Origin of the sequence: Micromonospora costi (assembly GCF_003626655.1) — a bacterium.
Taxonomy (GTDB): Bacteria; Actinomycetota; Actinomycetes; order Mycobacteriales; family Micromonosporaceae; genus Micromonospora; species Micromonospora costi.
On record NZ_RBAN01000003.1, the window covers coordinates 1 to 19,857 of the forward strand.

General features: G+C 71.8%; 20 protein-coding genes, 2 tRNA genes and 1 rRNA gene. 8 read left to right on the forward strand and 15 right to left on the reverse strand.

The features are described from left to right. Positions 1-97, reverse strand: a 16S ribosomal RNA gene (locus D7193_RS16535); the annotation flags it as partial. Between the two features lie 965 nt (positions 98-1,062). On the opposite strand from D7193_RS16535, the gene D7193_RS16540 reads away from it, so the two are divergent. Beyond that, on the forward strand, positions 1,063-1,290 hold the full coding sequence (locus D7193_RS16540) for a hypothetical protein (RefSeq protein ID WP_120780440.1): 228 nt from the start codon (positions 1,063-1,065) through the stop codon (positions 1,288-1,290). Positions 1,291-1,402: 112 nt separating this feature from the next. Here the strand turns inward: D7193_RS16540 and D7193_RS16545 are convergent, their stop codons facing one another. From D7193_RS16545 to D7193_RS16570, 6 genes are all read right to left on the reverse strand, one after another. Continuing rightward, a complete protein-coding gene (locus D7193_RS16545; protein ID WP_120780441.1) occupies positions 1,403-2,200 on the reverse strand; it encodes a carbon-nitrogen hydrolase family protein in 798 nt (265 codons plus the stop codon). 89 nt (positions 2,201-2,289) lie between these two features. Beyond that, a complete protein-coding gene (clpX, locus tag D7193_RS16550; RefSeq protein ID WP_120780442.1) occupies positions 2,290-3,582 on the reverse strand; it encodes an ATP-dependent Clp protease ATP-binding subunit ClpX in 1,293 nt (430 codons plus the stop codon). A gap of 208 nt (positions 3,583-3,790) precedes the next feature. Continuing rightward, on the reverse strand, positions 3,791-4,453 hold the full coding sequence (locus D7193_RS16555) for an ATP-dependent Clp protease proteolytic subunit (RefSeq protein ID WP_120780443.1): 663 nt from the start codon (positions 4,451-4,453) through the stop codon (positions 3,791-3,793). A 10-nt stretch (positions 4,454-4,463) separates the two neighbouring features. Continuing rightward, a complete protein-coding gene (locus D7193_RS16560) occupies positions 4,464-5,105 on the reverse strand; it encodes a ClpP family protease (protein ID WP_120780444.1) in 642 nt (213 codons plus the stop codon). Between the two features lie 172 nt (positions 5,106-5,277). Next, positions 5,278-6,630 carry a trigger factor gene (tig, locus tag D7193_RS16565; protein WP_120780445.1) on the reverse strand — a complete coding sequence of 451 codons (1,353 nt, stop codon included), beginning with the start codon at positions 6,628-6,630 and terminating at the stop codon, positions 5,278-5,280. A gap of 145 nt (positions 6,631-6,775) precedes the next feature. Further along, positions 6,776-6,849 (reverse strand) — tRNA-Pro (locus D7193_RS16570). 290 nt (positions 6,850-7,139) lie between these two features. Between D7193_RS16570 and D7193_RS16575 the strand changes: the two genes are divergently transcribed. Further along, a tRNA-Gly gene (locus D7193_RS16575) sits at positions 7,140-7,213 on the forward strand. Positions 7,214-7,302: 89 nt separating this feature from the next. Here D7193_RS16575 and D7193_RS33940 read toward each other — a convergent pair. Continuing rightward, positions 7,303-7,854, reverse strand: coding sequence for a tyrosine-type recombinase/integrase (locus tag D7193_RS33940; protein WP_338324090.1), 552 nt, complete (start codon positions 7,852-7,854; stop codon positions 7,303-7,305). Positions 7,855-8,023: 169 nt separating this feature from the next. Between D7193_RS33940 and D7193_RS33270 the strand changes: the two genes are divergently transcribed. Continuing rightward, positions 8,024-8,740 (forward strand): hypothetical protein, encoded by a 717-nt coding sequence (locus D7193_RS33270; protein WP_147434417.1) that lies wholly within the window; start codon positions 8,024-8,026, stop codon positions 8,738-8,740. Between the two features lie 379 nt (positions 8,741-9,119). Here D7193_RS33270 and D7193_RS16585 read toward each other — a convergent pair whose 3' ends face one another. After that, entirely contained in the window at positions 9,120-9,569 is a 450-nt protein-coding gene (locus D7193_RS16585) for an SRPBCC family protein (RefSeq protein ID WP_120780447.1), read from the reverse strand. Between the two features lie 204 nt (positions 9,570-9,773). Here D7193_RS16585 and D7193_RS16590 point away from each other — a divergent pair, with 204 nt between their 5' ends. Then, the gene (locus tag D7193_RS16590; protein WP_120780448.1) at positions 9,774-10,457 is read left to right on the forward strand and encodes a hypothetical protein; all 684 of its coding nucleotides are present in this window, start codon (positions 9,774-9,776) and stop codon (positions 10,455-10,457) included. A 55-nt stretch (positions 10,458-10,512) separates the two neighbouring features. Continuing rightward, the gene (locus tag D7193_RS16595; RefSeq protein WP_120780449.1) at positions 10,513-11,097 is read left to right on the forward strand and encodes a GNAT family N-acetyltransferase; all 585 of its coding nucleotides are present in this window, start codon (positions 10,513-10,515) and stop codon (positions 11,095-11,097) included. 25 nt (positions 11,098-11,122) lie between these two features. Here the strand turns inward: D7193_RS16595 and D7193_RS16600 are convergent, their stop codons facing one another. After that, positions 11,123-12,163 carry an L-dopachrome tautomerase-related protein gene (locus D7193_RS16600; RefSeq protein ID WP_120780450.1) on the reverse strand — a complete coding sequence of 347 codons (1,041 nt, stop codon included), beginning with the start codon at positions 12,161-12,163 and terminating at the stop codon, positions 11,123-11,125. A gap of 239 nt (positions 12,164-12,402) precedes the next feature. On the opposite strand from D7193_RS16600, the gene D7193_RS16605 reads away from it, so the two are divergent. Further along, positions 12,403-14,550, forward strand: a complete 2,148-nt coding sequence (locus D7193_RS16605; protein WP_120780451.1) for a M14 family zinc carboxypeptidase — start codon at positions 12,403-12,405, stop codon at positions 14,548-14,550. A 98-nt stretch (positions 14,551-14,648) separates the two neighbouring features. After that, positions 14,649-14,915 carry a hypothetical protein gene (locus D7193_RS16610; protein ID WP_120780452.1) on the forward strand — a complete coding sequence of 89 codons (267 nt, stop codon included), beginning with the start codon at positions 14,649-14,651 and terminating at the stop codon, positions 14,913-14,915. A gap of 157 nt (positions 14,916-15,072) precedes the next feature. On the opposite strand, the gene D7193_RS16615 is transcribed toward D7193_RS16610, so the two are convergent. Next, positions 15,073-15,615, reverse strand: a complete 543-nt coding sequence (locus D7193_RS16615) for a hypothetical protein (protein WP_120780453.1) — start codon at positions 15,613-15,615, stop codon at positions 15,073-15,075. A gap of 190 nt (positions 15,616-15,805) precedes the next feature. Between D7193_RS16615 and D7193_RS16620 the strand changes: the two genes are divergently transcribed. Continuing rightward, positions 15,806-16,159, forward strand: coding sequence for a hypothetical protein (locus D7193_RS16620; RefSeq protein ID WP_120780454.1), 354 nt, complete (start codon positions 15,806-15,808; stop codon positions 16,157-16,159). Between the two features lie 169 nt (positions 16,160-16,328). On the opposite strand, the gene D7193_RS16625 is transcribed toward D7193_RS16620, so the two are convergent. From D7193_RS16625 to D7193_RS16640, 4 genes are all read right to left on the reverse strand, one after another. Further along, on the reverse strand, positions 16,329-16,796 hold the full coding sequence (locus tag D7193_RS16625) for a ribose-5-phosphate isomerase (RefSeq protein WP_120780455.1): 468 nt from the start codon (positions 16,794-16,796) through the stop codon (positions 16,329-16,331). Positions 16,797-16,867: 71 nt separating this feature from the next. Next, positions 16,868-18,067, reverse strand: a complete 1,200-nt coding sequence (locus D7193_RS16630) for a DUF1015 family protein (RefSeq protein WP_120780456.1) — start codon at positions 18,065-18,067, stop codon at positions 16,868-16,870. 103 nt (positions 18,068-18,170) lie between these two features. Further along, positions 18,171-18,755, reverse strand: a complete 585-nt coding sequence (locus D7193_RS16635; RefSeq protein ID WP_120780457.1) for a hypothetical protein — start codon at positions 18,753-18,755, stop codon at positions 18,171-18,173. A gap of 263 nt (positions 18,756-19,018) precedes the next feature. Continuing rightward, the gene (locus D7193_RS16640; RefSeq protein WP_120780458.1) at positions 19,019-19,645 is read right to left on the reverse strand and encodes a mycothiol-dependent nitroreductase Rv2466c family protein; all 627 of its coding nucleotides are present in this window, start codon (positions 19,643-19,645) and stop codon (positions 19,019-19,021) included. Between the last annotated feature and the right edge of the window lie 212 nt (positions 19,646-19,857).

Sequence of the window (19,857 nt, forward strand, 5' to 3'; positions counted from 1 at the left end):
CGCCGCTCGAGTACCCCGAAGGGCCTTTCCGCTCGACTTGCATGTGTTAAGCACGCCGCCAGCGTTCGTCCTGAGCCAGGATCAAACTCTCCAACAAAAACTTGGAAAATCATCCCAGCAACAAAAATTGTTGCCAAAGGAATCCCAGCCGGAAAGCTCCGAAGAACCAACCAGCCCGGGGTAATAAATCAATTTGGCACTGGCTTATCAAGCACCCTGTTGAGTTCTCAAAGAACAACCACACACCGATCAGCAGCCCCGCACTGCGGGACCCCCTCTCGGGGCAACCTCTCTACTCTACCCGGAGCCACCCGCGTCGTCAACCTCGCTCGGAGGTGATCAACAATGGTTGGTTCCGGACCCACGCTAACGCACGCCGAAACTCGACGGTCGTTGCTGTCGTGGGAAACCGCAGACCGGCCGAGGCCGCTTCGCGGCCATCCGCCCGGCTCCTGCCGGCTTCAGAACTCTACCCGGTCGGCTTCGCGTTCGCAACCCCGGATTTCCCGGAACTCCCGCACCGCCCGATCTCAGCCTCGCTCGGCGTTTCCGCCGGTAAAGCTGGCGCCCGTTGTCGGCCGGTTTGTCCGGCCTCCCGCGTGCAGAGAGAAAGTTACGCGGATGGCCCGGAGAAGGCAAATCAACGCTGATCGTTGAGTGGACGCCAGGCGTGGCGCCGGCGGATGCCAGCCTTCCCCAGGGCCGCGGCACGCCCCCTCGGACCGGGTCCCCGTGCCTGGCGGGTTGGTCCACTCCGGATCCCTGAAGTCGCGGCATCATCCGCGGCTGGACACCGCGAGATACCACGCAACCCGAGTCGATCACCCTGGGCGCCGACGCCGACCACGGCGACGCCCCGTCGGCCCGCGCCGCCAGGCATGATCCACACCAGATCGCCGAGATCGCGGCCTCCAACCCACCACGGCCCCGCCACATCGGCGAAACGGAGTCGATCAGCCACGGGCACACCCGGGCCACCTCCGTACCCCGGGCACGAGCGGATCCGCGACGCGGACCGCGCGGCCCTGCTCACGGGGGGCTCGGCGTGCCAGAGTGTCTGGCATGGATGTCGCGTCCCGGCTGCCGGCCACCCCACTCGCCGAAGAGGCGCTGCTCGGGCTCCTCCTGCCGTTCTGGCAGCTGGTGATCGGCGCGTTCGTGCTCGTCGTGGTGGTGCTGTCGATCGGCCGTCTCGCGCGGCGGGGGCGGTCCCGGATGACGACCGCCCTGCTGGTCACGGCCGCCGCGATCGCGGGCTTCGCGCTGGTGGGCGTACTCCTGCAGGGCTGACCCCCAGCGGGGCCGCCGGTCAGGGCCGCCGGTGACAGATGCCCGGACAGGGCCGCCGGACAGGGCCGCCGGTCAGGGCCGCCGGTCAGAGACGCCCGGACAGGGCCGCCGGTCACAGACGCCGGTTGGCGAGGCTGGGCAGCTCGGCACGAATGGTCGCGAGCCGGTCGAGGTCCAGGTCGGCGAAGGCGACGCCGGGCTCGTCCGGCATCTGGGTGAGCACCGTCCCCCAGGGGTCGACCACCATGCTGCGACCGAAGCAGGTGCGGCCGGGCTCGTGGTCACCGATCTGGCCGGCGGCCAGGACGTAGCACTGGTTCTCGATCGCCCGGGCCCGGAGCAGGACCTCCCAGTGGTCGCGCCCGGTGTGCGCCATGAACGCGGCGGGCACCACCAGCACCTGGGCGCCGCCCTCGGTGGCGAGGCGGCGGTACAGCTCGGGAAAGCGCAGGTCGTAGCAGATCGACAGCCCGATCCGGACGCCCTCGACCGTCACCGCCACGGGTTGCTCGCCCGGGGCCACGGTCGCCGACTCCCGGTAGGAGACACGGCCGGGGATCTCCACGTCGTACAGGTGGATCTTGCGGTAGCTCGCGGCGAGCGCGCCGGTGCGGTCGAAGACCAGCGACGTGTTCCAGGTGTGTTCGGGATCCGGCCCGGCCTCGTGGAAGGAGCCGGCCAGCACCCAGATGCCCAACCGGCGCGCGACGCCGGCGAAGAACTGACCGACCTCCCCGTCGACGGGTTCGGGCTCGGGCAGGCCCGCCGCCGGGCCGAGGTAGTCCACGTACTCGGGGAGGACCGCGAGGTCGGCGCCGCCGGCGGCGGCGCGCTCCAGCAGCGCCTCCGCGGCGGCGAGGTTCGCCTTGCGGTCATCCCGGGAGTTGAGCTGGCAGACGGCGACGCGCATGCATCTCAGCGTACGGGGGCCACAGGCACCGGGACAGGGGCCGGACGCGGGCCGCCAACAGGCTGCCGCTCCGGCCCCTCATCGCCGGGTCAGGCGGACTTCTCCTCGCGGTCGCGTCGGGCACGCCGGCCCGTGAACTCGCGGGGCACGATCGTCGGGTTGACGTTCTCGAGAACCGCCTCACGGGTGATGAGCACCCGGGCGGCGTCGGGGTTGCTGGGCACCTCGTACATCACGGAGAGCAGGACCTCTTCCATGATCGCCCGGAGCCCCCGGGCGCCCGTGCCGCGCAGCATGGCCTGGTCGGCGATCGCCTCCAGCGCCGGCTGCTCGAACTCCAGCTCGACGCCGTCCAGCTCGAAGAGGCGCTGGTACTGCCGGACGAGCGCGTTGCGCGGCTCGGTGAGGATCCGGACCAGGGCCTGGCGGTCCAGGCTGCGCACGCTGGTGATCACGGGAAGCCGGCCGATGAACTCGGGGATCAGCCCGAACTTCAGCATGTCCTCCGGCATCACCTGGCTGAAGATGTCGTCGGTCGACCGCTCGGAGACGGCCCGGAGCCGGGCGCCGAAGCCGGTGCCGCCGTGCCCGGTGCGTGCCTCGATGATCTGATCCAACCCGGCGAAGGCGCCACCACAGATGAACAGCACGTTGGTGGTGTCGATCTGGATGAACTCCTGGTGCGGGTGTTTCCGGCCGCCCTGCGGCGGCACGTTCGCCACGGTGCCTTCCAGCATCTTGAGCAGCGCCTGCTGGACGCCCTCGCCGGAGACGTCCCGCGTGATCGACGGGTTCTCCGACTTGCGGGCGATCTTGTCGACCTCGTCGATGTAGATGATGCCGGTCTCGGCGCGCTTGATGTCGTAGTCGGCGGCCTGGATGAGCTTGAGGAGGATGTTCTCCACGTCCTCACCCACGTAGCCCGCCTCGGTCAGCGCGGTGGCGTCGGCGATCGCGAACGGGACGTTCAGCATCCGGGCCAGGGTCTGCGCCAGGTGGGTCTTGCCGCACCCGGTCGGGCCGAGCAGCAGGATGTTGGACTTCGCCAGCTCGACGGCCTCGCCGGAGCCCGGCGCGCCGGCCGCCTCGGCCTGGATGCGCTTGTAGTGGTTGTAGACCGCTACGGCGAGCGCCTTCTTGGCCTGGTCCTGCCCGACGACGTAGTTGTCGAGGAACTGGCAGATCTCCATCGGCTTGGGAAGCTCTTCCCACTTCACCTCGCCGGACTCGGCCAGCTCCTCCTCGATGATCTCGTTGCAGAGATCGATGCACTCGTCGCAGATGTAGACCCCAGGCCCCGCGATGAGCTTCTTGACCTGCTTCTGCGACTTACCGCAGAAGGAGCACTTCAGTAGGTCGCCGCCGTCACCGATCCGTGCCACCTACGTTCTCCCTGCACTCAACCGGCCGGAGGCCCGGCCATGACCCGCGGAGGCTACGCCCCGCCCGTCTTGTTCACTCCGCCGGCCGACCGGCGAAGCGGTACGGAACCGACGTTACCCGCTGGCGGGGTTTTCTCCGACCCCCAAAACGGGTGTGTCAGAGGTCGACCGGGATCGTCGCCCCGGCCGACCTCCGACCCGGTACGGCTCAGCTGGCGGCGTTGGCGGCCAGCAGGCCCTTCTTACGGCTGGTCAGGATGGTGTCGACCAGGCCGTACTCGCGGGACTCCTCAGCCGTCATGATCTTGTCACGGTCGATGTCCTTGCGAACCTTCTCGACCGGCTGGTTGCAGTGCCGCGAGAGCATCTCCTCCAGCTGCGTCCGCATCCGCAGGATCTCCCGGGCCTGGATCTCGATGTCCGAGCCCTGCCCGTAGCCGCCCTCGGTGGCCGGCTGGTGGATGATGATCCGCGAGTTCGGCAGGGCCATCCGCTTACCCGGAGTGCCCGCCGAGAGCAGCACGGCGGCGGCGCTGGCGGCCTGGCCGAGGCAGACCGTCTGGATGTCCGGCCGGACGTACTGCATGGTGTCGTAGATCGCCGTCATGGCCGTGAACGACCCGCCCGGCGAGTTGATGTACATGATGATGTCGCGGTCCGGGTCGGTGCCCTCCAGCGTCAGCAGCTGGGCCATCACGTCGTTGGCCGACGCGTCGTCCACCTGCACGCCGAGGAAGATGATCCGGTCCTCGAAGAGCTTGTTGTACGGGTTGGACTCCTTGATCCCGTACGACGTGCGCTCGACGAACGACGGCAGCACGTAGCGGTTGTGCACGGCCGCGAACTGGGGCGGCAAACTCAGGTCGGTCATCGTCAGCTCCTCAGCTCAGGGTCCCGGCACCTTCCGGAACCTGGGTGGCTCCGGTGATGACCTTGTCGATGAAGCCGTAGTCCACGGCCTCCTGGGCGGTGAACCAACGGTCGCGGTCCGAGTCCGCCTCGATCTGCGCGGGGCTCTGACCGGTGTGGTGCGCGACCCGCTCCTGGAACATCCGCTTGGTGTAGAGCATCTGCTCGGCCTGGATCGCGATGTCGGCGGCGGTGCCGCCCATGCCACCCGACGGCTGGTGCATCATGATCCGCGCGTGCGGGAGGGCGTAACGCTTGCCCTTGGTGCCCGCGCAGAGCAGCAACTGGCCCATCGAGGCGGCCATGCCCATCGCGACGGTCGACACGTCGTTGTCGATGAACTGCATGGTGTCGTAGATCGCCATGCCGGAGTAGACCGAGCCACCCGGCGAGTTGATCCAGAGGTTGATGTCGCGGTCCGGGTCCTCCGCGGCGAGCAGCAGCAGCTGCGCGCAGATGCGGTTGGCGACCTGGTCGGTCACCTCGCTGCCCAGGAAGATGATCCGCTCCTTGAGCAACCGGTTGTAGACCGAGTCGTCGAGGTTGCCAATGGTGTCGCCACCTCGGGCGTCGATCGCCCGGAGCGGCTTCGGTGGGATGTGCATGTCGGTCATGGCAGCCCTTCGCTCTCCGTACCGTCCTACCCGACACTAACCGCTCGGTCGGGCGGCAGAGTCCCGGTCGTGGCACTGTTCGCTCACAGCGCAGCCACCGTCGGGACGTACCCCGAAAAGGGATGTGGCCGCCCTCCGCCGTGCGCGGCGGACGGCGGCCCCACCCGACGTGTCAGTGCTCGTGGTCGTGGTTGTGCTCGGCCTCGCTGGCGGCCCGCAGCGCGTCGAGGGTGACCTCGTTACCGGCCGCGTCCTTGATCGTGATCCGCTCCATGACCGAGGCCAGCGCCTTGCCGCGCCGCACGTCGCCGTAGACGGCGGGCGCCGCGCCGGAGCGCACCAGCTGGTCGTAGTACTGCTGCGGGGCCATCCCGGCGCGCTGGGCCCGGTGCACGATCTCGTGACCGAACTCGTCGTCGGAGACCTGGACGTCCTCGGCGTCGGCGAGGGTGTCCAGCAGAAGCTGGACCTTGACGCCCTCGGTGGCGGCCTCGGCCAGCTCGGCGTCGATCTGCTCCTCGGTCTTCTCCTCGGAGGCGAGGTAGTCCTCCAGGGTGGCGCCGATCCGCTCGAGCTGGTCGATCATGGCCTGCTTGCGGCTCGCGACCTCCTCGCGGACGACCCCCTCGGGCGCCGGCACCTCGGCGGCGGCGACCAGCTGCTCCAGGGCCTTGTCGCGGGCCGCGTAGATCTGCTCGACCTGCTTGCCCCGGCTCACCCGCTCGCGCAGGTCGTTGCGGAGCTCCTCCATGGTGTCGAACTCGCTCGCCATCTGGGCGAACTCGTCGTTGAGCTCCGGCAGCTCCTTCTCCTTGACCGTGCGGACGGTCACCGCCACGTCGGCGTCCCGGCCGGCGAAGTCGCCGCCCACGAGCTGCGTGCTGAAGGTGGTGCTGTCGCCGGCCGCGAGGCCGACCACGGCCTCGTCCAGGCCCGGCAGGAGCTGCTTGCTGCCGACCTCGTGGGAGATGTTGGTGGCCGAGCCGCCCGGCACGTCCTCGCCGTCGACGGTGGCGTTCAGGTCGATCTGGACGTAGTCGCCCTCCTGGGCGGCCCGCTCGACGGTCTTGAGGGTGGCGAACCGCTCGCGCAGGTTCTTGACCTGCTCGTCGATCTCGCTCTCGTCGATCTGCAGCTCGTCCACGGTCACCTCGACGGTGGCCAGGTCGGGCAGGGTGATCTCCGGGCGGACGTCGACCTCGGCGGTGAAGTTCAGCGAGTCACCGTCATTGAACTCGGTGATCTCGACCTCGGGGCGGCCGAGCGTCTTCAGGTCGTGCTCGCGCACCGCGGCCAGGATGTTCTCCGGGATGGCCTCCTGCACCGCCTCGTTGAGGACGGTGCCCCGGCCCACCCGCTGGTCGATCACAGCCGGCGGAATCTTGCCCCGGCGGAAGCCGGGAACCTGGACCTGCTGGCCGATCTCGCGGTACGCCTTCCTGAGGCTCGGCTCGAGCTCGACGAACGGCACCTCGATGGCGAGCCGCACGCGCGTCGGGCTCAGAGTCTCGACGGTGCTCTTCACAGGCGTACTCCTTGACGGATCTCAGTTGAGTGTGGGCGTGGATTCAGCCCATCGAGTGTAGGCGAGCCGGCCTGGCACTCCGGCAGCGCCCGGGAACCGCGCGAGAATTCGGCGGCGCCCGGGGCGACCCGGCCGCGGACGACAGTCGGGGTGGCGGGATTTGAACCCACGGCCCCTCGCTCCCAAAGCGAGTGCGCTACCAAGCTGCGCCACACCCCGTGGCGACGAAGAGTGTATGCCGTCGCGACCCGGCTCGGGCCTCGGGGCACGGCCAACCCGACACTTCGCCCTCTTCGGCACGGGAGGCCCGTCCGGTCGGGGCCGGCGTCGGGTGGTGCGGTTCCCGGACGGTGCTGTCCGCCCGCCGGTCGGGGAAGCCGTTCCCCGCGCCGGTGCGCGGGCCACGGCCGGGTCCGCCGCGGGGCGGGCCGCCGCGGGCGGGCCGGGCTGCGCGCGGCAGAGGGAGATTCGGTACGCTGTCGGCGCGTCCCCTGCGTGTCGGGGCGTACGCGGGCGTAGCTCAATGGCAGAGCTTCAGTCTTCCAAACTGACGGTGCGGGTTCGATTCCCGTCGCCCGCTCCACCCACAAGCCCAGGTCGACCGCATGATCGCGGCGCCTGGGCCTTCCGCATCTCTCCCACCTTCGATCTTGCGTGCCATCCGCGTGCCATTCACCGGCGGCGTCGGCCCTCACCGGCGATCCGGCGGTCCATCGCGGAGGCGATCTCGCGGTCCCTTTCGCTGGTGGCGTGCTGGTAGATCAGGGCCGCGCGCATGGTGGCGTGCCCCATGCGGTGCATCAGCTCCCGCGTGCTGGCCCCGAAGGCTGCGGCGAGGGTGTTGCCGGTGTGGCGCAGGTCGTGGAAGTGGAAGCCGGCCAGGCCCACCGAGGCGACCGTCTTGGTCCACTTGACGGCCCGCCCGAAGTTGCTGGAACGTAGTGGCGCGCCCTTCGCCCCGGTGAAGATCAGCGAATCCGGACCGCCCTCGACGTACTCGGCCAAGTGCTCTCGCAGAGACTCCACCGCAGCCGCCGGCAGCGCGACGACACGAACACCGGCGGCAGACTTCGGCGGCCCAAACTCCAGGCGATCTTTCAGCGCGGCGAGCTTGCGGGGCACCCGCACGGTCGCGGCGTCAAGGCGGCCCGCAAGCGGGCCGCGCCGGCCCGGCCCCGGCCTGCTGGCGACCTCCGGCCGGCATCGGCCGGGCCGGCCGGCCACGCATGGGGACGACAGGACCTCGAAGACCTCGGGGCTCCGCCCCGAACCCCGACCCTCCTCAGAGATGCCGCCCGCGGCTCACCTCATCGGGCACCACAAGGGCTACCAGCCTCCCCGGACGGGGAGATCCGCTGATTCCACCAACGCTCGCAGAGCGGATACTCGGCGAATGAACGAAGACGAAGTCTTCCAGGCGATTGCCGATCGCGTGGCCGCCCTCGACTACAGCGATGAAGTCTTCGTCCGTCCTGGCCACCTCGATGCAGATGGCCGCTGGGCACTGACGCCTTTTGCCGATGACGTTCGATGGCTAGAGGAGCGTGGGTCACAGACGCATCTTGCAGCCAAGGCGGTTGGTGCCGTCGATCCGCTGCCGCCGCTCGAACCCGCCTCCGCCGAGGCCGTTGGAGACGCCGAACGACTGCTCGGCCATCCGTTGCCGCCGCTGCTGCGCCGCATCTACCTTGAGATTGCCAATGGCGGCTTCGGTCCCGGCGTGCTGGGTGTAGCTGGCGGATACACGGACGACCTGGAGAGAACGGCAGTCGATCGGCTCGACCCACGAGAGCCGCCGGGCCTCTTTCCCGTCGCCTATTGGGGATGTGCGATCTACTCGTACGTCGACTGTTCCGAGCCATCGGCGATGATGTGGGGCTTCGATCCCAACTCGGGCCTACCCGGGCGGTCGTTCTTCCCCGAGGGGATCTCTCTCACGGAATGGCTGAGCCGGTGGCTCCGTGGGCGGCTCCGTCAGCCAATGCTTGTGCAGGATCCGCAGACAGGCGCATGGCGTAGCGCAACCGATGCTGAGCATGAGGCCCAAGCTCTTGAAGTCGCCGAGCTGGCGGAACGGATCAAACGGCGCGCTGGTGGACACGAGGCCTGAGGGGAAGATTAGGACTTCAGCAGGCCAGGCGAGGCTAGGGCAGGTAGACCGAGATGGGCAGCTTGATCTCGTGATGCGTAGGCCATCCGTGCCATCCACGTGCCAGTAGCCCGTACCCCCGGCGGTCACCAGCGGGCACGAACGGTCCCCACATCCGCCGGCTGGCCTGCCCCACCAGGTCCTTGTCGACCGTGATCTTCGTCCTTCCAAACTGACGGTGCGGATTCGATTCCCGTCGCCCGCTCCACCCACAAGCCCAGGTCGACCGCATGATCGCGGCGCCTGGGCCGTTCGCTTCTCCCCCACGTCGGATCGTGCCGCTTCGAGAGCGCGCAATCAGTGCCGGAAAGAGGGCGATGACGGGGAACAGCAGCCGCACCTACGGTGCGGGAAGCTGTCGGTGCATGGCGAGGTCCTCCACACGGTGCAGCGTTTCTGAGTTGCGCGGGCGCAACATCAGCGACAGCACTGCCTCCGGGACGAGGCGGGCGAACCCGGCGGCGGCTCTCCAGCCCATTCGTACGCGGGTGGTCGTGGCCGAGACCGGCTCCAACACGAGGCGGACACGAGCGATACCGAGCGGGCCGGCGCGTGCGTCGAGTTCGAGTAGCCGGTCCGGCTCCATCTTGCGTACCACTGTCAGGTCATCGACCTGCAGCGGCCATGGGCCCACCCGGTGATGGACTCGGGAGCCCACCGCGGGCCAGCCGTCGTCGACGGCCCTTATGTGGGCGGCGCCGACCACCCAGCTGGCATAGCTCCAGCCATCCGCGAGCACAGCGAAGATCCGGTCGGGTGGGGTGCGGATGGTTCGGCAGACCTCGATCATCGCATCTCCTCACCGCCGGCCGGGCCACACGCCTTCCCTGCCTGGGCAGAGGCAAACGAGGGCCGGTTGGGCCCTCACGGGTGCCGTTGGCGGTCCTCATCCCCTCCTCAGGAGTTCGAGCGCTGCCGGCTGAGGCCAGGAGATGCCGAGCCGGCCGTGATCTGAGACTGTCTTTCCGCCCACAGGATCGGCAGTCTGTCGGGCATGGCCGCTGACAACCACGGCGTAGACCTTGCTCGCCGCCTGTCGCACGTTCGATGGCTCGCCGGGGGCACCGGGTCGGGCAAGAGCACTCTCGCCCGCGCCCTGGCCGAGCGCTACGACGTGCTGGTCTACGACGGCGACCGCGCGGAGCGCGACTACGTCGGCCGCTGCACCGCGCACGGGCAGCCGTACCTCTGGGCGTTGCTGCAGGCTCCGGTGGCGCGGACGTGGAACGGCCGCAGCGCCCGGGAGATCTTCGAGTCGATGCCGAGCCTGCACGGGGAGACGTTCGGCTTCGTTGTCGACGACCTGCTGGCGATGCCCACCGGGCGTCCGGTCCTGGTCGACGATTTCCGCACCCTGCCCCGCGAGGTCTCGCCGCTGCTGACGTGGCCGGAACAGGCGGCTTTCCTCGTACCCACGCGGCAGTTCCGGGACCGGGCGTTGCGGGCCCGGTTCGCCGACGGCGCGAGGGCCCGCGCGAACTGGGGAGACAGCGACCACAGCGAGGCGCTCGCCCGGCGACTGGCTCGCGACGACCTGTGGGACGCCGAGGTCCGGCGCCAGGCAGCCGAACTCCACCTGCCGGTGGTACCCGTCGACGGCTCACGCGACGTGTCCGACCTCGTCGAGGACCTCGCAGCCCGGTTTCGTCTGGGCTGTCCAACGGCCGGTAACCGGTGAGCCCACCCTCGGATATTCGGCTGCCGGCCCAGGCGGGGCGCGCGAGAATCCCGCCATGTCTCAGGCCACGCTGCGTACCGCCCGGATCCAGCTCGTCCCGCTCGCCGACGAGCACCTCGAACACGAGGTCGAACTCGACGCCGACCCCGAGGTCATGCGGTACCTCGGGCCGCCGCGTACCCGGGCCGAGGTGGAGGCCGCCCACCGCCTGCGGCTCGCGGCGGCGCAGCGGGTGCCGGGCCTGGGCTTCTGGGCCGGGTTGGTGGACGGCGAGTTCGTGGGTTGGTGGATCCTCGAACCGCCCGAGCGCGCCGACCAGGGCCCGGTGGAGGGCCAGGCCGAGTTGGGCTACCGGCTGCTGCGCCGGTACTGGCGTCAGGGGCTGGCCAGCGAGGGCGCGCGCGAGCTGATCCGGCACGGCTTCGAGGATCTGGGCCTGGAGCGGATCTTCGCGGAGACGATGACGGTGAACGCCGGGTCCCGGGCCACGATGGCGTCGGTCGGCCTCCGGTACGTCCGCACGTTCCACCTCGACTTCGACGACCCGCTGCCGGGCGCCGAGGAGGGCGAGGTCGAGTACGCCCTCACCCGGCGTGAGTGGCTGGCCGACCGCACGGCGCCGGCCGCCACCGCCGGCTGAGACCGGGGCGGCAGGGGCTCCGCCCTCAGGCGTGGTCGTTGGGCGCGGGCGGGGTGCCGACGCTCATCCGGTAGATCCAGACGGGATAGTCGACGCGCTGCTCACCGCCGGCCAGGCCCGGGGTGCGGTGCAGCTGCGCGGCGGGCAGCCAGAGGTCGCCGTCGGCGTCGATCCACATGGCGTCCACCCAGACCAGGCGCGGATCGGTGACCAGGGTGGCCACCTCGCGGTCGGGCGTGATGGTGAGGACGCGTCGCCGCTCGGCGTCGCTGAGGTAGATGGTGCCGGCCGCGTCGATGGCCGTGCCGCCGGTCGTGGGGGTGTCGACCCACGGTTCGACGTGCGCGGCCACCGTCTCCGGGGTGACATCCGGGTCGTCCAGCCAGCGGGTCTCGATCCGGGACAGGCCGCCGGACGCCGGCTGGTAGTACAGGTGGCGTCCCTCGGGGGACACCTCGAGCTGGTCGGCGTGCACCACGACCTCGGCGCCGTCGGGGCCGTGCAGCACCTCCCCGTCGGCGACGAGGGGGCGACCCACGGTGCTCGGATGCCCGTCCAGCACCCGGCGGGCGTTCCCGGACGCCAGGTCGAGCACGATGAGCCCGGGCGCGCCCGCGTCGGTGAGGTACGCCGTACCGCCGTTGAAGCGCACGTCGTCCACGTAGCTGGTGTCGCGCACGGCGGCCGCGAGGTCGTAGACGCGCGTCACCGCGGCGGTGGCCGGGTCGACCACGATGAGCCGCGCGCCCCCGGGGACCTGCAGCCGGCCGAGTCCCGGCGCACCGGCGTCGATGATCCACAGCCGCCCGTCGGGGCCCACGCGGAGGCCGTTGACGTGCACGTACGCCCCGTCGGGCCGGTGGTCGTCGCGTACGGCGTTCCACGACTCGTCCGGCCAGGGCACCCGCCGGCCGTCGGGCAACGCCTCGGCCACCTGGATCCCCGGCGAGTCGGCGCCGGGATAGCTCACGAAGATGCGCCCGTCGAGGGTCGTCACTCCGGTGCACACCCGGTCGTTGGCGACCACCGGTTGCACGCGCGGGTCCTGCGTGGTCGGCAGTGACATGAGGTTCTCCCGGCGGCTGCGGTACGGGGCGGGGCGGGGCGCCCCCCGGGCACGGGTGGCTCGCGGCGCCGGGTGGCTCCCGGCGCACGGGTGGCTCGCGGCGCACGGGTGGCTTGCGGCGCAGCCTTCCCCGGTGCGGCCCGGCGAAACACCGCGGCTCACCGGACACCTTCTTGACAGAGATCGATCCATCGACTGGTGTGGGGAGGCACCGACATCGACATCCGTCAGGAGGGCACATGATCGTCCGACGACGGTGGGCCGCCGCCGCCACCGCAGCGATCCTGGTCAGTGGGGTCCTGTCCCAACCCGTCTCCGGCGCGGCCGCCCCCGCCGCGCCACGACCCACGGTCACCCTGGCCAGCGGCGAGACCGCCGTGGTCCGCGTGCAGCTCCGCGACCAGGCCCAGCTCGACCAGCTCGTCGCCCGCGGCGCCGACCTCGCCAACCGTCCCCGCAGGGCCGACGGGCGCGTGCTCGCCGACCTCGTGCTGACCGGCGCGCAGCTCGCCGAGCTGACCGCGCAGGGCGCCACCGCCCTCCAGATCGTGCAGCGCGCGGGCGACGGGGCCCGGAACTTCGCCGACAGCCTCCGCGCGGCCGAGTCCCGCACCAAGGCGGGGCTCCGCGCCCCGGCGGCCGGTCAGCGTACGGCCGACGCGACCACCGCCGCGACGGACACCCTGCAGTTCCTCCAGGCGTACTGGTGGACCAGCGGCGGGCAGACGTTCGTGCAGACCGAGGTGGCGACGACCGCCACCGACGACCCGGACGTCGAGATCACGGTGACCTGGCGGACCGCCGACGGCCGGACGGGCTCGTTCCCGCTGTTCCGGTTCGAGGACTCGGGCGACTACCAGTACCACTACGCGCTCCCCCAGCCGGTGCCCGCCAAGCCGGTGCAGGTGACCGCCACGTCCAGCCTGGGCGGGGTCACCCGGCCGGTCACCCCGACGGTCTGGCCCAACGCGGCGCCCCCGCCGCTGCCCGAGGGCTACCAGAAGGACTTCATCGACGCGTACCTGACGCCGGTCGACATCCAGGCGCGGATCAAGCGGCTGGCCCGCCAGTACCGCGACCTGGTGGACGTGATCGACCTGCCGTACCGCACGCAGGGCTACCGGCGTACGGCCGTCGCGTACCTCGGCGACCCGGCCGCCTCGGCCATCGTCGTCGAGTCGGTGCGTTTCGGCGACCAGAACATGAACGGCGTCCAGGTCCGCAGCGTCGACCCGGGCCGGGCGAACCGGCCGCTCAGCGTCTCGTACCGGGACCGGGTCCTGACCGTCTCCCTGGCCACCGACGCCGCGGGCGCGGTCACCAGCACCACCGACCAGGTGGTGGCGGCCATCAACGGCCGCTTCGGCGACCGGTTCCAGGCGTTCGTGGAGGACGGCTCGGCGGGGCTGCCGATGCCGGTGGCCGGGCCGGTCCGCCTGGACGACGGGCTCCAGGGCACCGAGGTGCCGACCAAGCCGTGGACGGTCCAGGCGTTGCGCATCGGCGTCCACCGCGACGGGTCGAAGATCGGTGTGTTGGCGTACTCCCAGGAGCACGCCAGGGAGTGGGCGACGCCGCTGGTCACGCTGGAGTTCGCGGAGCGGATGCTGGCGAACTCGCGTACCGACGCGGCCACCCGCGAACTGCTGGAGCAGGTCGACATCTTCGTCATCCCGACCGTGAACCCGGACGGCGCGAACTACTCCTTCCACGACTACAACTTCCAGCGCAAGAACCTGGTGAACCACTGCACGGGCACCAGCCGCGACCCGCGTAACCGCAACTCGTGGGGCGTCGACCTCAACCGCAACTACACGGTCGGCTCCTACTTCGACGGGTACGTGGGCGGCAGCGGCAACTGCCTCTCCGGCACGTACTCGGGGACGAGCGAACTGTCCGAGGCGGAGAGCCGCAACGTCATCGCGCTGGCCCGGGAGCACAGCAACATCCGGTTCGCGATGAACGTGCACTCGTACGGCGGGTACTTCATGTGGCCGCCGGGGGCGTACAAGGCCGACGGGCGGGTCACCCTGCCGCGCCCGTCGATCGACGAGTCGAAGCTCTTCCTCGACAGCGCCCGGCGGATCGTGGGCGCCATCGCCCAGGAGCGGGGCACGGTGACGTGGCCGTCGCAGACCGGTCCCGTCGCGGACGTGCTCTACTCGGCCGCCGGCAACTCGGCCGACGAGCTGTACTACGAGCTGGGGATCTTCGCCTGGGACTTCGAGGTGGGCAACGACCGCTGGAACGCGGCCACCGGCCAGTGGGAGGGCGTCGGCTTCCAGCCGCCGTTCGACGAGGCGCACGGCGAGTCGCAGGAGTACGCCGGCGGGCTCGTGGAGATGGTCCGGGTCGCCCGCGACTACGCGGCCGCCCAGGCCGGCTGACGGACGGGTGCGGGCCGGCCGGGACGCCCCGGCCGGCCCGCGCGCCGGCTCGGGAGGCCGTCCGTTTTGCGCGGGGATGGCCGGGGTAGGGCATCGGCATGGACACGAACACGACGGCCCACCTCGTGGGCGGCCCCCGGGACGGCAGCACGCACGACGCGGGCGGCGACACGCTCGTCGAGCTGGAGATCGACGGCATGATCCACCGCTACATCCGCACCACGAAGCAGCACGACGACGGCGGGACGGTCTACGCGTACGACGGCATGGTGGCTCCCGACGGCGGCGAGCCCGGCGTCGAGGACCCGGCGGCCCGCGTCGCCTCGCCGCGCGCCGACGCCGAGGGACACGGCGGCACCCACTGACGCACGCGCCGCAGCGCGACCGGCCGGCCGCGGATGAACCGCGGCCGGCCGGGTAAGAAGCGCCATCCTGGTGGAGGACGACGGGAGTCGCGGCGTACCCGCGACCGGGCGCCGGGCGGGCGGCGGTGGGCCGGCCCGCCCGGGCGCGCCGTCGACGTCAGTGCCCGCTGATCCAGTTCCAGGCCGACACGACCCACTCGGTCTGCTGGAGCCAGGCGACGCCCAGCCCGACGAGGAACACCGCCGTGACCAGGTGGGCGCCACGGGCGCTGCGCCGGACCCGGCCCAGCTGCCGTTCGAGGACCACGCGGCCGAGCAGCCGGGAGAGCGCGAACAGCCCGACGGCGACCAGCAGGCTGAGCACGAGGATCAGGAACGGGCCGGTGAGGTTGCCGCCCCCGGAGATCGCCCAGATCCCCCAGCAGACGAACGCGAAGAGGGCGCCGGCCGTGCTCCACTCGCCGCCCCGCCGGAGCTGGGCGAGGTGCCAGCTCATCGGCCGGCGCGGTGCCGGCTCCCCCGGCCAGCCGGTGCCGGTCGGCGCCTGCTCGACCACCGGGAACGGCTCGGTACGCGGCGCCCGCGGCTCGCCGACGGAGGCCACGCCCCGGCGGAACCCGTCCCGCTGCGGTGGCACGACACCCGCCTGCGGCGGCACCTCGACGGTCCGCTCCGCCCACGGCTGTGTCTGGTCCGCCATCTCGTTCCCTCCCCTGACCGGACGGCGCCACCGGCGCCATGGATCCGAGGGTAGCCCGCCCGTCCGACCCCCGCGATCTTGCACTTTCCGCCCCGGCATAACGCGCGAAAGGCACAGAACAAGGGCCGAAACTGCAAGATCGCGGGACGAGGGGGGCGGGGTGCGCGGGGTTCGGCGGTACGGTCGGGGGGTGGGTTCGGGTGGGGGCGCGGGAGACTCTGAGCGGCGGCGGAGGCGGTTGCGGCATCACGGTGACGACGGCGCGTCCGGCGGGGGCGCGGGCGGGGCGTCGGCGGCCACCGCAGGCGTGCACGACGGCGAGCCACCCCGGCGGCGCGGCCCGGCCGGCGACGAGCGGGAGGGCGAACGGGGCCTACGGGGCCTGGTCGGCTCCGGCTCGTCCCAGGTGGGGCTGAGCGCGGCCCTCCGCGCCCGCGACGCCGCCCGGCCGACCGAGGAGGACCTGGCCGAGGCCGAGGCCCGGGTCGTGGTCGTACGCCGCAACTGGGTGCCCCGCGAGGACCTGCCCCGCTCACCGCGCTGACACCCGGCCGCCCGGGCGCCCGCATCCGCGCGGCCCGCACGCACGCGACCGCTCCGGACACGAGAGCGCGAACGCGCACCGTCGGGCGGCGCAGCCCAGCGCACGGCCCGGCCGGGCGCCCGGCGCGGCCCGGCGTGCGGCGCGGCCCAGCGTGCGGCCGGCCCGATGGTCAGGGCAGCGGTGGCAGCTCGTGGCTCGTCTCGTACGCGCCGACCTGGGCGATGCGCCGGGCGTGCCGCTCGTTGCCGGAGAACGGCGTGGTGAGGAACGCCTCGACGATGGCGGTCGCCTCGTCGAGGGTGTGCTGGCGGGCGCCGACGGCGACGATGTTCGCGTCGTTGTGCTGCCGGGCCAGCTGCGCCGTCTCGGTGCTCCAGGCCAGCGCCGCCCGCACCCCCGCGATCTTGTTGGCGGCGATCTGCTCGCCGTTGCCCGAGCCGCCGATGACCACCCCGAGGCTGCCCGCGTCGGCCACCACCCGGTCGCCCGTGTGGAAGCAGAAGGTCGGGTAGTCGTCGTCGGGGTCGAACACGTGCGGGCCGACGTCCACCACCTCGTACCCCTGGTTGGCCAGGTAGCTGGCCAGGTGCACCTTCAGCTCGTAGCCGGCGTGGTCGGAACCCAGGTAGACGCGCATACCGCGCAGTCTGTCAGGCCGCCGCCGGGGGCGGCGCGCGGGCGGCGCCCCCGGGGCGGATTCGTCACAGCTCAGCGGGGCAGCTCGGCGACGACCAGCCCACCCCGTGCCTTCGGGGTGAACCAGGTGCTCTTGCGCGGCATCTTCTCCCGGGCCAGGTTCACGGCCACGAAGTCGTCCACGGTCACCGGGGCGATCAGGATGGCCAGCTCGGCGCGGCCGGCGTCGACCTCGCCGGTCAGCCAGCTCGCCGGGTAGTCGCCGCCCACGTAGGTGATCCGTTTGTCGCCCGGGTCGAGGCCGAGCGCGTCGCGCAGCACCAGCCGCTCGACAAGGGCGTGGTCCAGGTTCTCCAGCCGGCCTCCGCCGACGTGCGGGAGGGTCACCGCGTACCCCCGGCCGGGGAGCCGGAGATGGACGGTGCCGCCGGCGGCCGGCACCCCGACCGGTCCGTCGATCGGGGTGATCTGCGCGCCGCTCGCGCGGAGCCGGTCGAGCAGCTCGTCGCCGCTGGTGGTCAGCTCGCTGACCAACCGGTTATACGGCTGGATGGCCACCGACCGCGGCGTGGTGACGACCGCCAGGAAGCGCGGCAGGCCGCCGGTCTGCGCGGCGAGGCTGCGGTGGTTGCCGTCGGCGACCACGAGCTCGCCCCCGCCGGCCAGCGCGGTCAGCTCGTCCTGCTCCGGGCCCGGGCCGACCAGCCAGATCGCGTGGGTACGCCCGGCCTGGTCGGTGTCGGTGGCGGCGGGCGCGCCGGCCGACTCGGTCGCGGCGGCGAGCGCCTCGTGCAGTTCCTCGCCCCGCCCGGTCTGGAGCAGCAGCACCGGCGAGAGCAGGTGCCCGAGCGCGTCGGCCAGGGCGACCCGCTCCCGGACCTTCGCGATGAAGACGTCCTCGTTGCGGATCACGAGCCCGGGCTCGTCGGCGCGGGTCGAGATCTGGTCGGTGTCCACCGTCGCGAACAGCCCGTACGCCGGCTCCTCGCCGGGCGCGGTGATCCGGTAGAGCACGACGACCTGCTCGGCGGGCGTGTAGCTGCCGTCGGCCTTGGCCTCGGCGAGCCGGGCGACCGCGTCGGGCAGCGCGTCGAGGAAGGACTTCCCGAGGCTCTCCGGCGCCCGGTGCGGCATCTCGATGCCGAGGGCACTGTGCGGGTTCCCCTCGATGATCGCGGTGATCTCCGCGTCGTCGGCGAACTCGTCGTAGTTCTGCGCGCCGGTGCCGCCGGTGGTGATCCAGGCCCGGGCGATCGGATGCACGATCGTCATGCCCGCTGACGCTACCGTCGCCGCACCCGCCGGGTACGCGGACCCGGGCCGTCGTCCACCAGGTGAAAGCGCCGGCCCGGGCCTCGCCGTCGCGACCGGACGGTCAGCGGCCACGCTCGGCGGCCCGGCGGTGCCGGCCCGCGGAACCCGCGCCGACGGGCCCGCCGCCGACCGGACGGCCACCCAGCGGGCCCGCACCGGCCGGGCCCACGTTGGCCGCGCTCCGCGCGCCGGAGGTGACCGCGCCCACCGGGCCCGCGTTGGCCGCGCCTACCGGACCGGAGGCGGCCGCGCCCGAGGGGCCGGAGTTGGCCCCGGCCAGCGGACCTGTCAGACCGACCGGCCCGCGCCCTCCCGCGGGGGCCATGGCACCGGCCGGGGTACGGGTGGCCGGTGTGGGCGGGGTGCGGCGAGCCGGGATCGCTGCGGGCGGCGTGGGCCGGGACGGGACCAGTCCAGGAGGCGTGGGCCGGGACGGCGTCGCTCCGGGCGGCGTGAGCCGGGACGTGGCCGCCACCCGGGCCACGCCCACCACGATGGGCGGGGCGAGCAGGTCGGCCACGTGCTCGGGCAGGTCGGGCCGGACCGCCGGCCAGCGGGAGTCGTCGACCGACCAGTACGCGGGCGTCTCGGACGCCTCCTCCTGGATCAGCGGATCGTCACCGGACACGCGGCGGTGCTTGGCCATCGAGATGCCTCCACGAGCTGCGGATTACGGATTGCGAACTGCTGCGGCGGACATCGGGCCAAACGAGATCGGCGGCACCCCGGTGACGGGCGCTGTCACGGTGTTAACAGAGGCCCCGGCAGCACCGGAACACCACAGGCCCCCTGGCCGGAGCCGCCCCGGTGATCATGAAGTTATTGCCACGACACGCCGTGCGACCGGGCAACAACTTCATGATCACCAGGGTGGGTGGGGCCGTGCGGGCGCGTTGGGACCCCTCCGGCTCAGTCGAAGATGGGGTCGAGGTCGCGGGTCCGCTTGAGCTCGTAGAAGCCGGGGGTGCCGGCGACCAGCAGGACGCCGTCCCAGAGTCGGCCGGCGGCCTCACCCTTCGGCGCCGGGGTGACCACGGGGCCGAAGAATGCGACGCTGCGGCCGTCCGGGCCCGGGGCGTGCACGACGGGGGTGCCCACGTCCTGGCCGACCGGGCGCATGCCGGCCTCGTGGCTGGCCCGCAGGGCCTCGTCGTACTCGGTGCTGTCGGCGGCCGCGGCCAACTCCGGATCCAGGCCGGCGTCGGTCAGCGCGGCGACGTACAGCTCCGGTCCCCGCTTCTCCTTGGCGAGGTGGATCCGGGTGCCGAGCGCCGTGTAGAGCTTGCGCAGCACGTCGCCGCCGTACCGCTGCTCCGCCGCGATGCAGACCCGCACCGGGCCCCAGGCGGTGCTCAGGAACTCCCGATATTCCTCCGGCAGGTGGTCGCGGCCCTCGTTGAGGACGGCAAGGCTCATCACGTGGAACCGGACGTCCACGTCACGGACCTTCTCGACCTCCAGCAGCCAGCGGGAGGTGATCCAGGCCCACGGGCAGGCCGGGTCGAACCACATGTCGACGGCGATGCGTTCGCTCACGGTGCGGTCCCTTCACGACGGGTGGCGCCGTACCGTTGGCGCCTTCCCCGATCTTCACCCCGGGACACATCGACCGGCAGGGTAATGAGAGCGTGACCTCGGCCACCGCGGGGTGCCGCTGCATGGAAGACTCGATCCCGGGCCGACCGCCAGAAGCCGGTCGGTGGACGGCGCCGCCGCGGCGTACACGCGAGTGGGATGGAGACGAACAG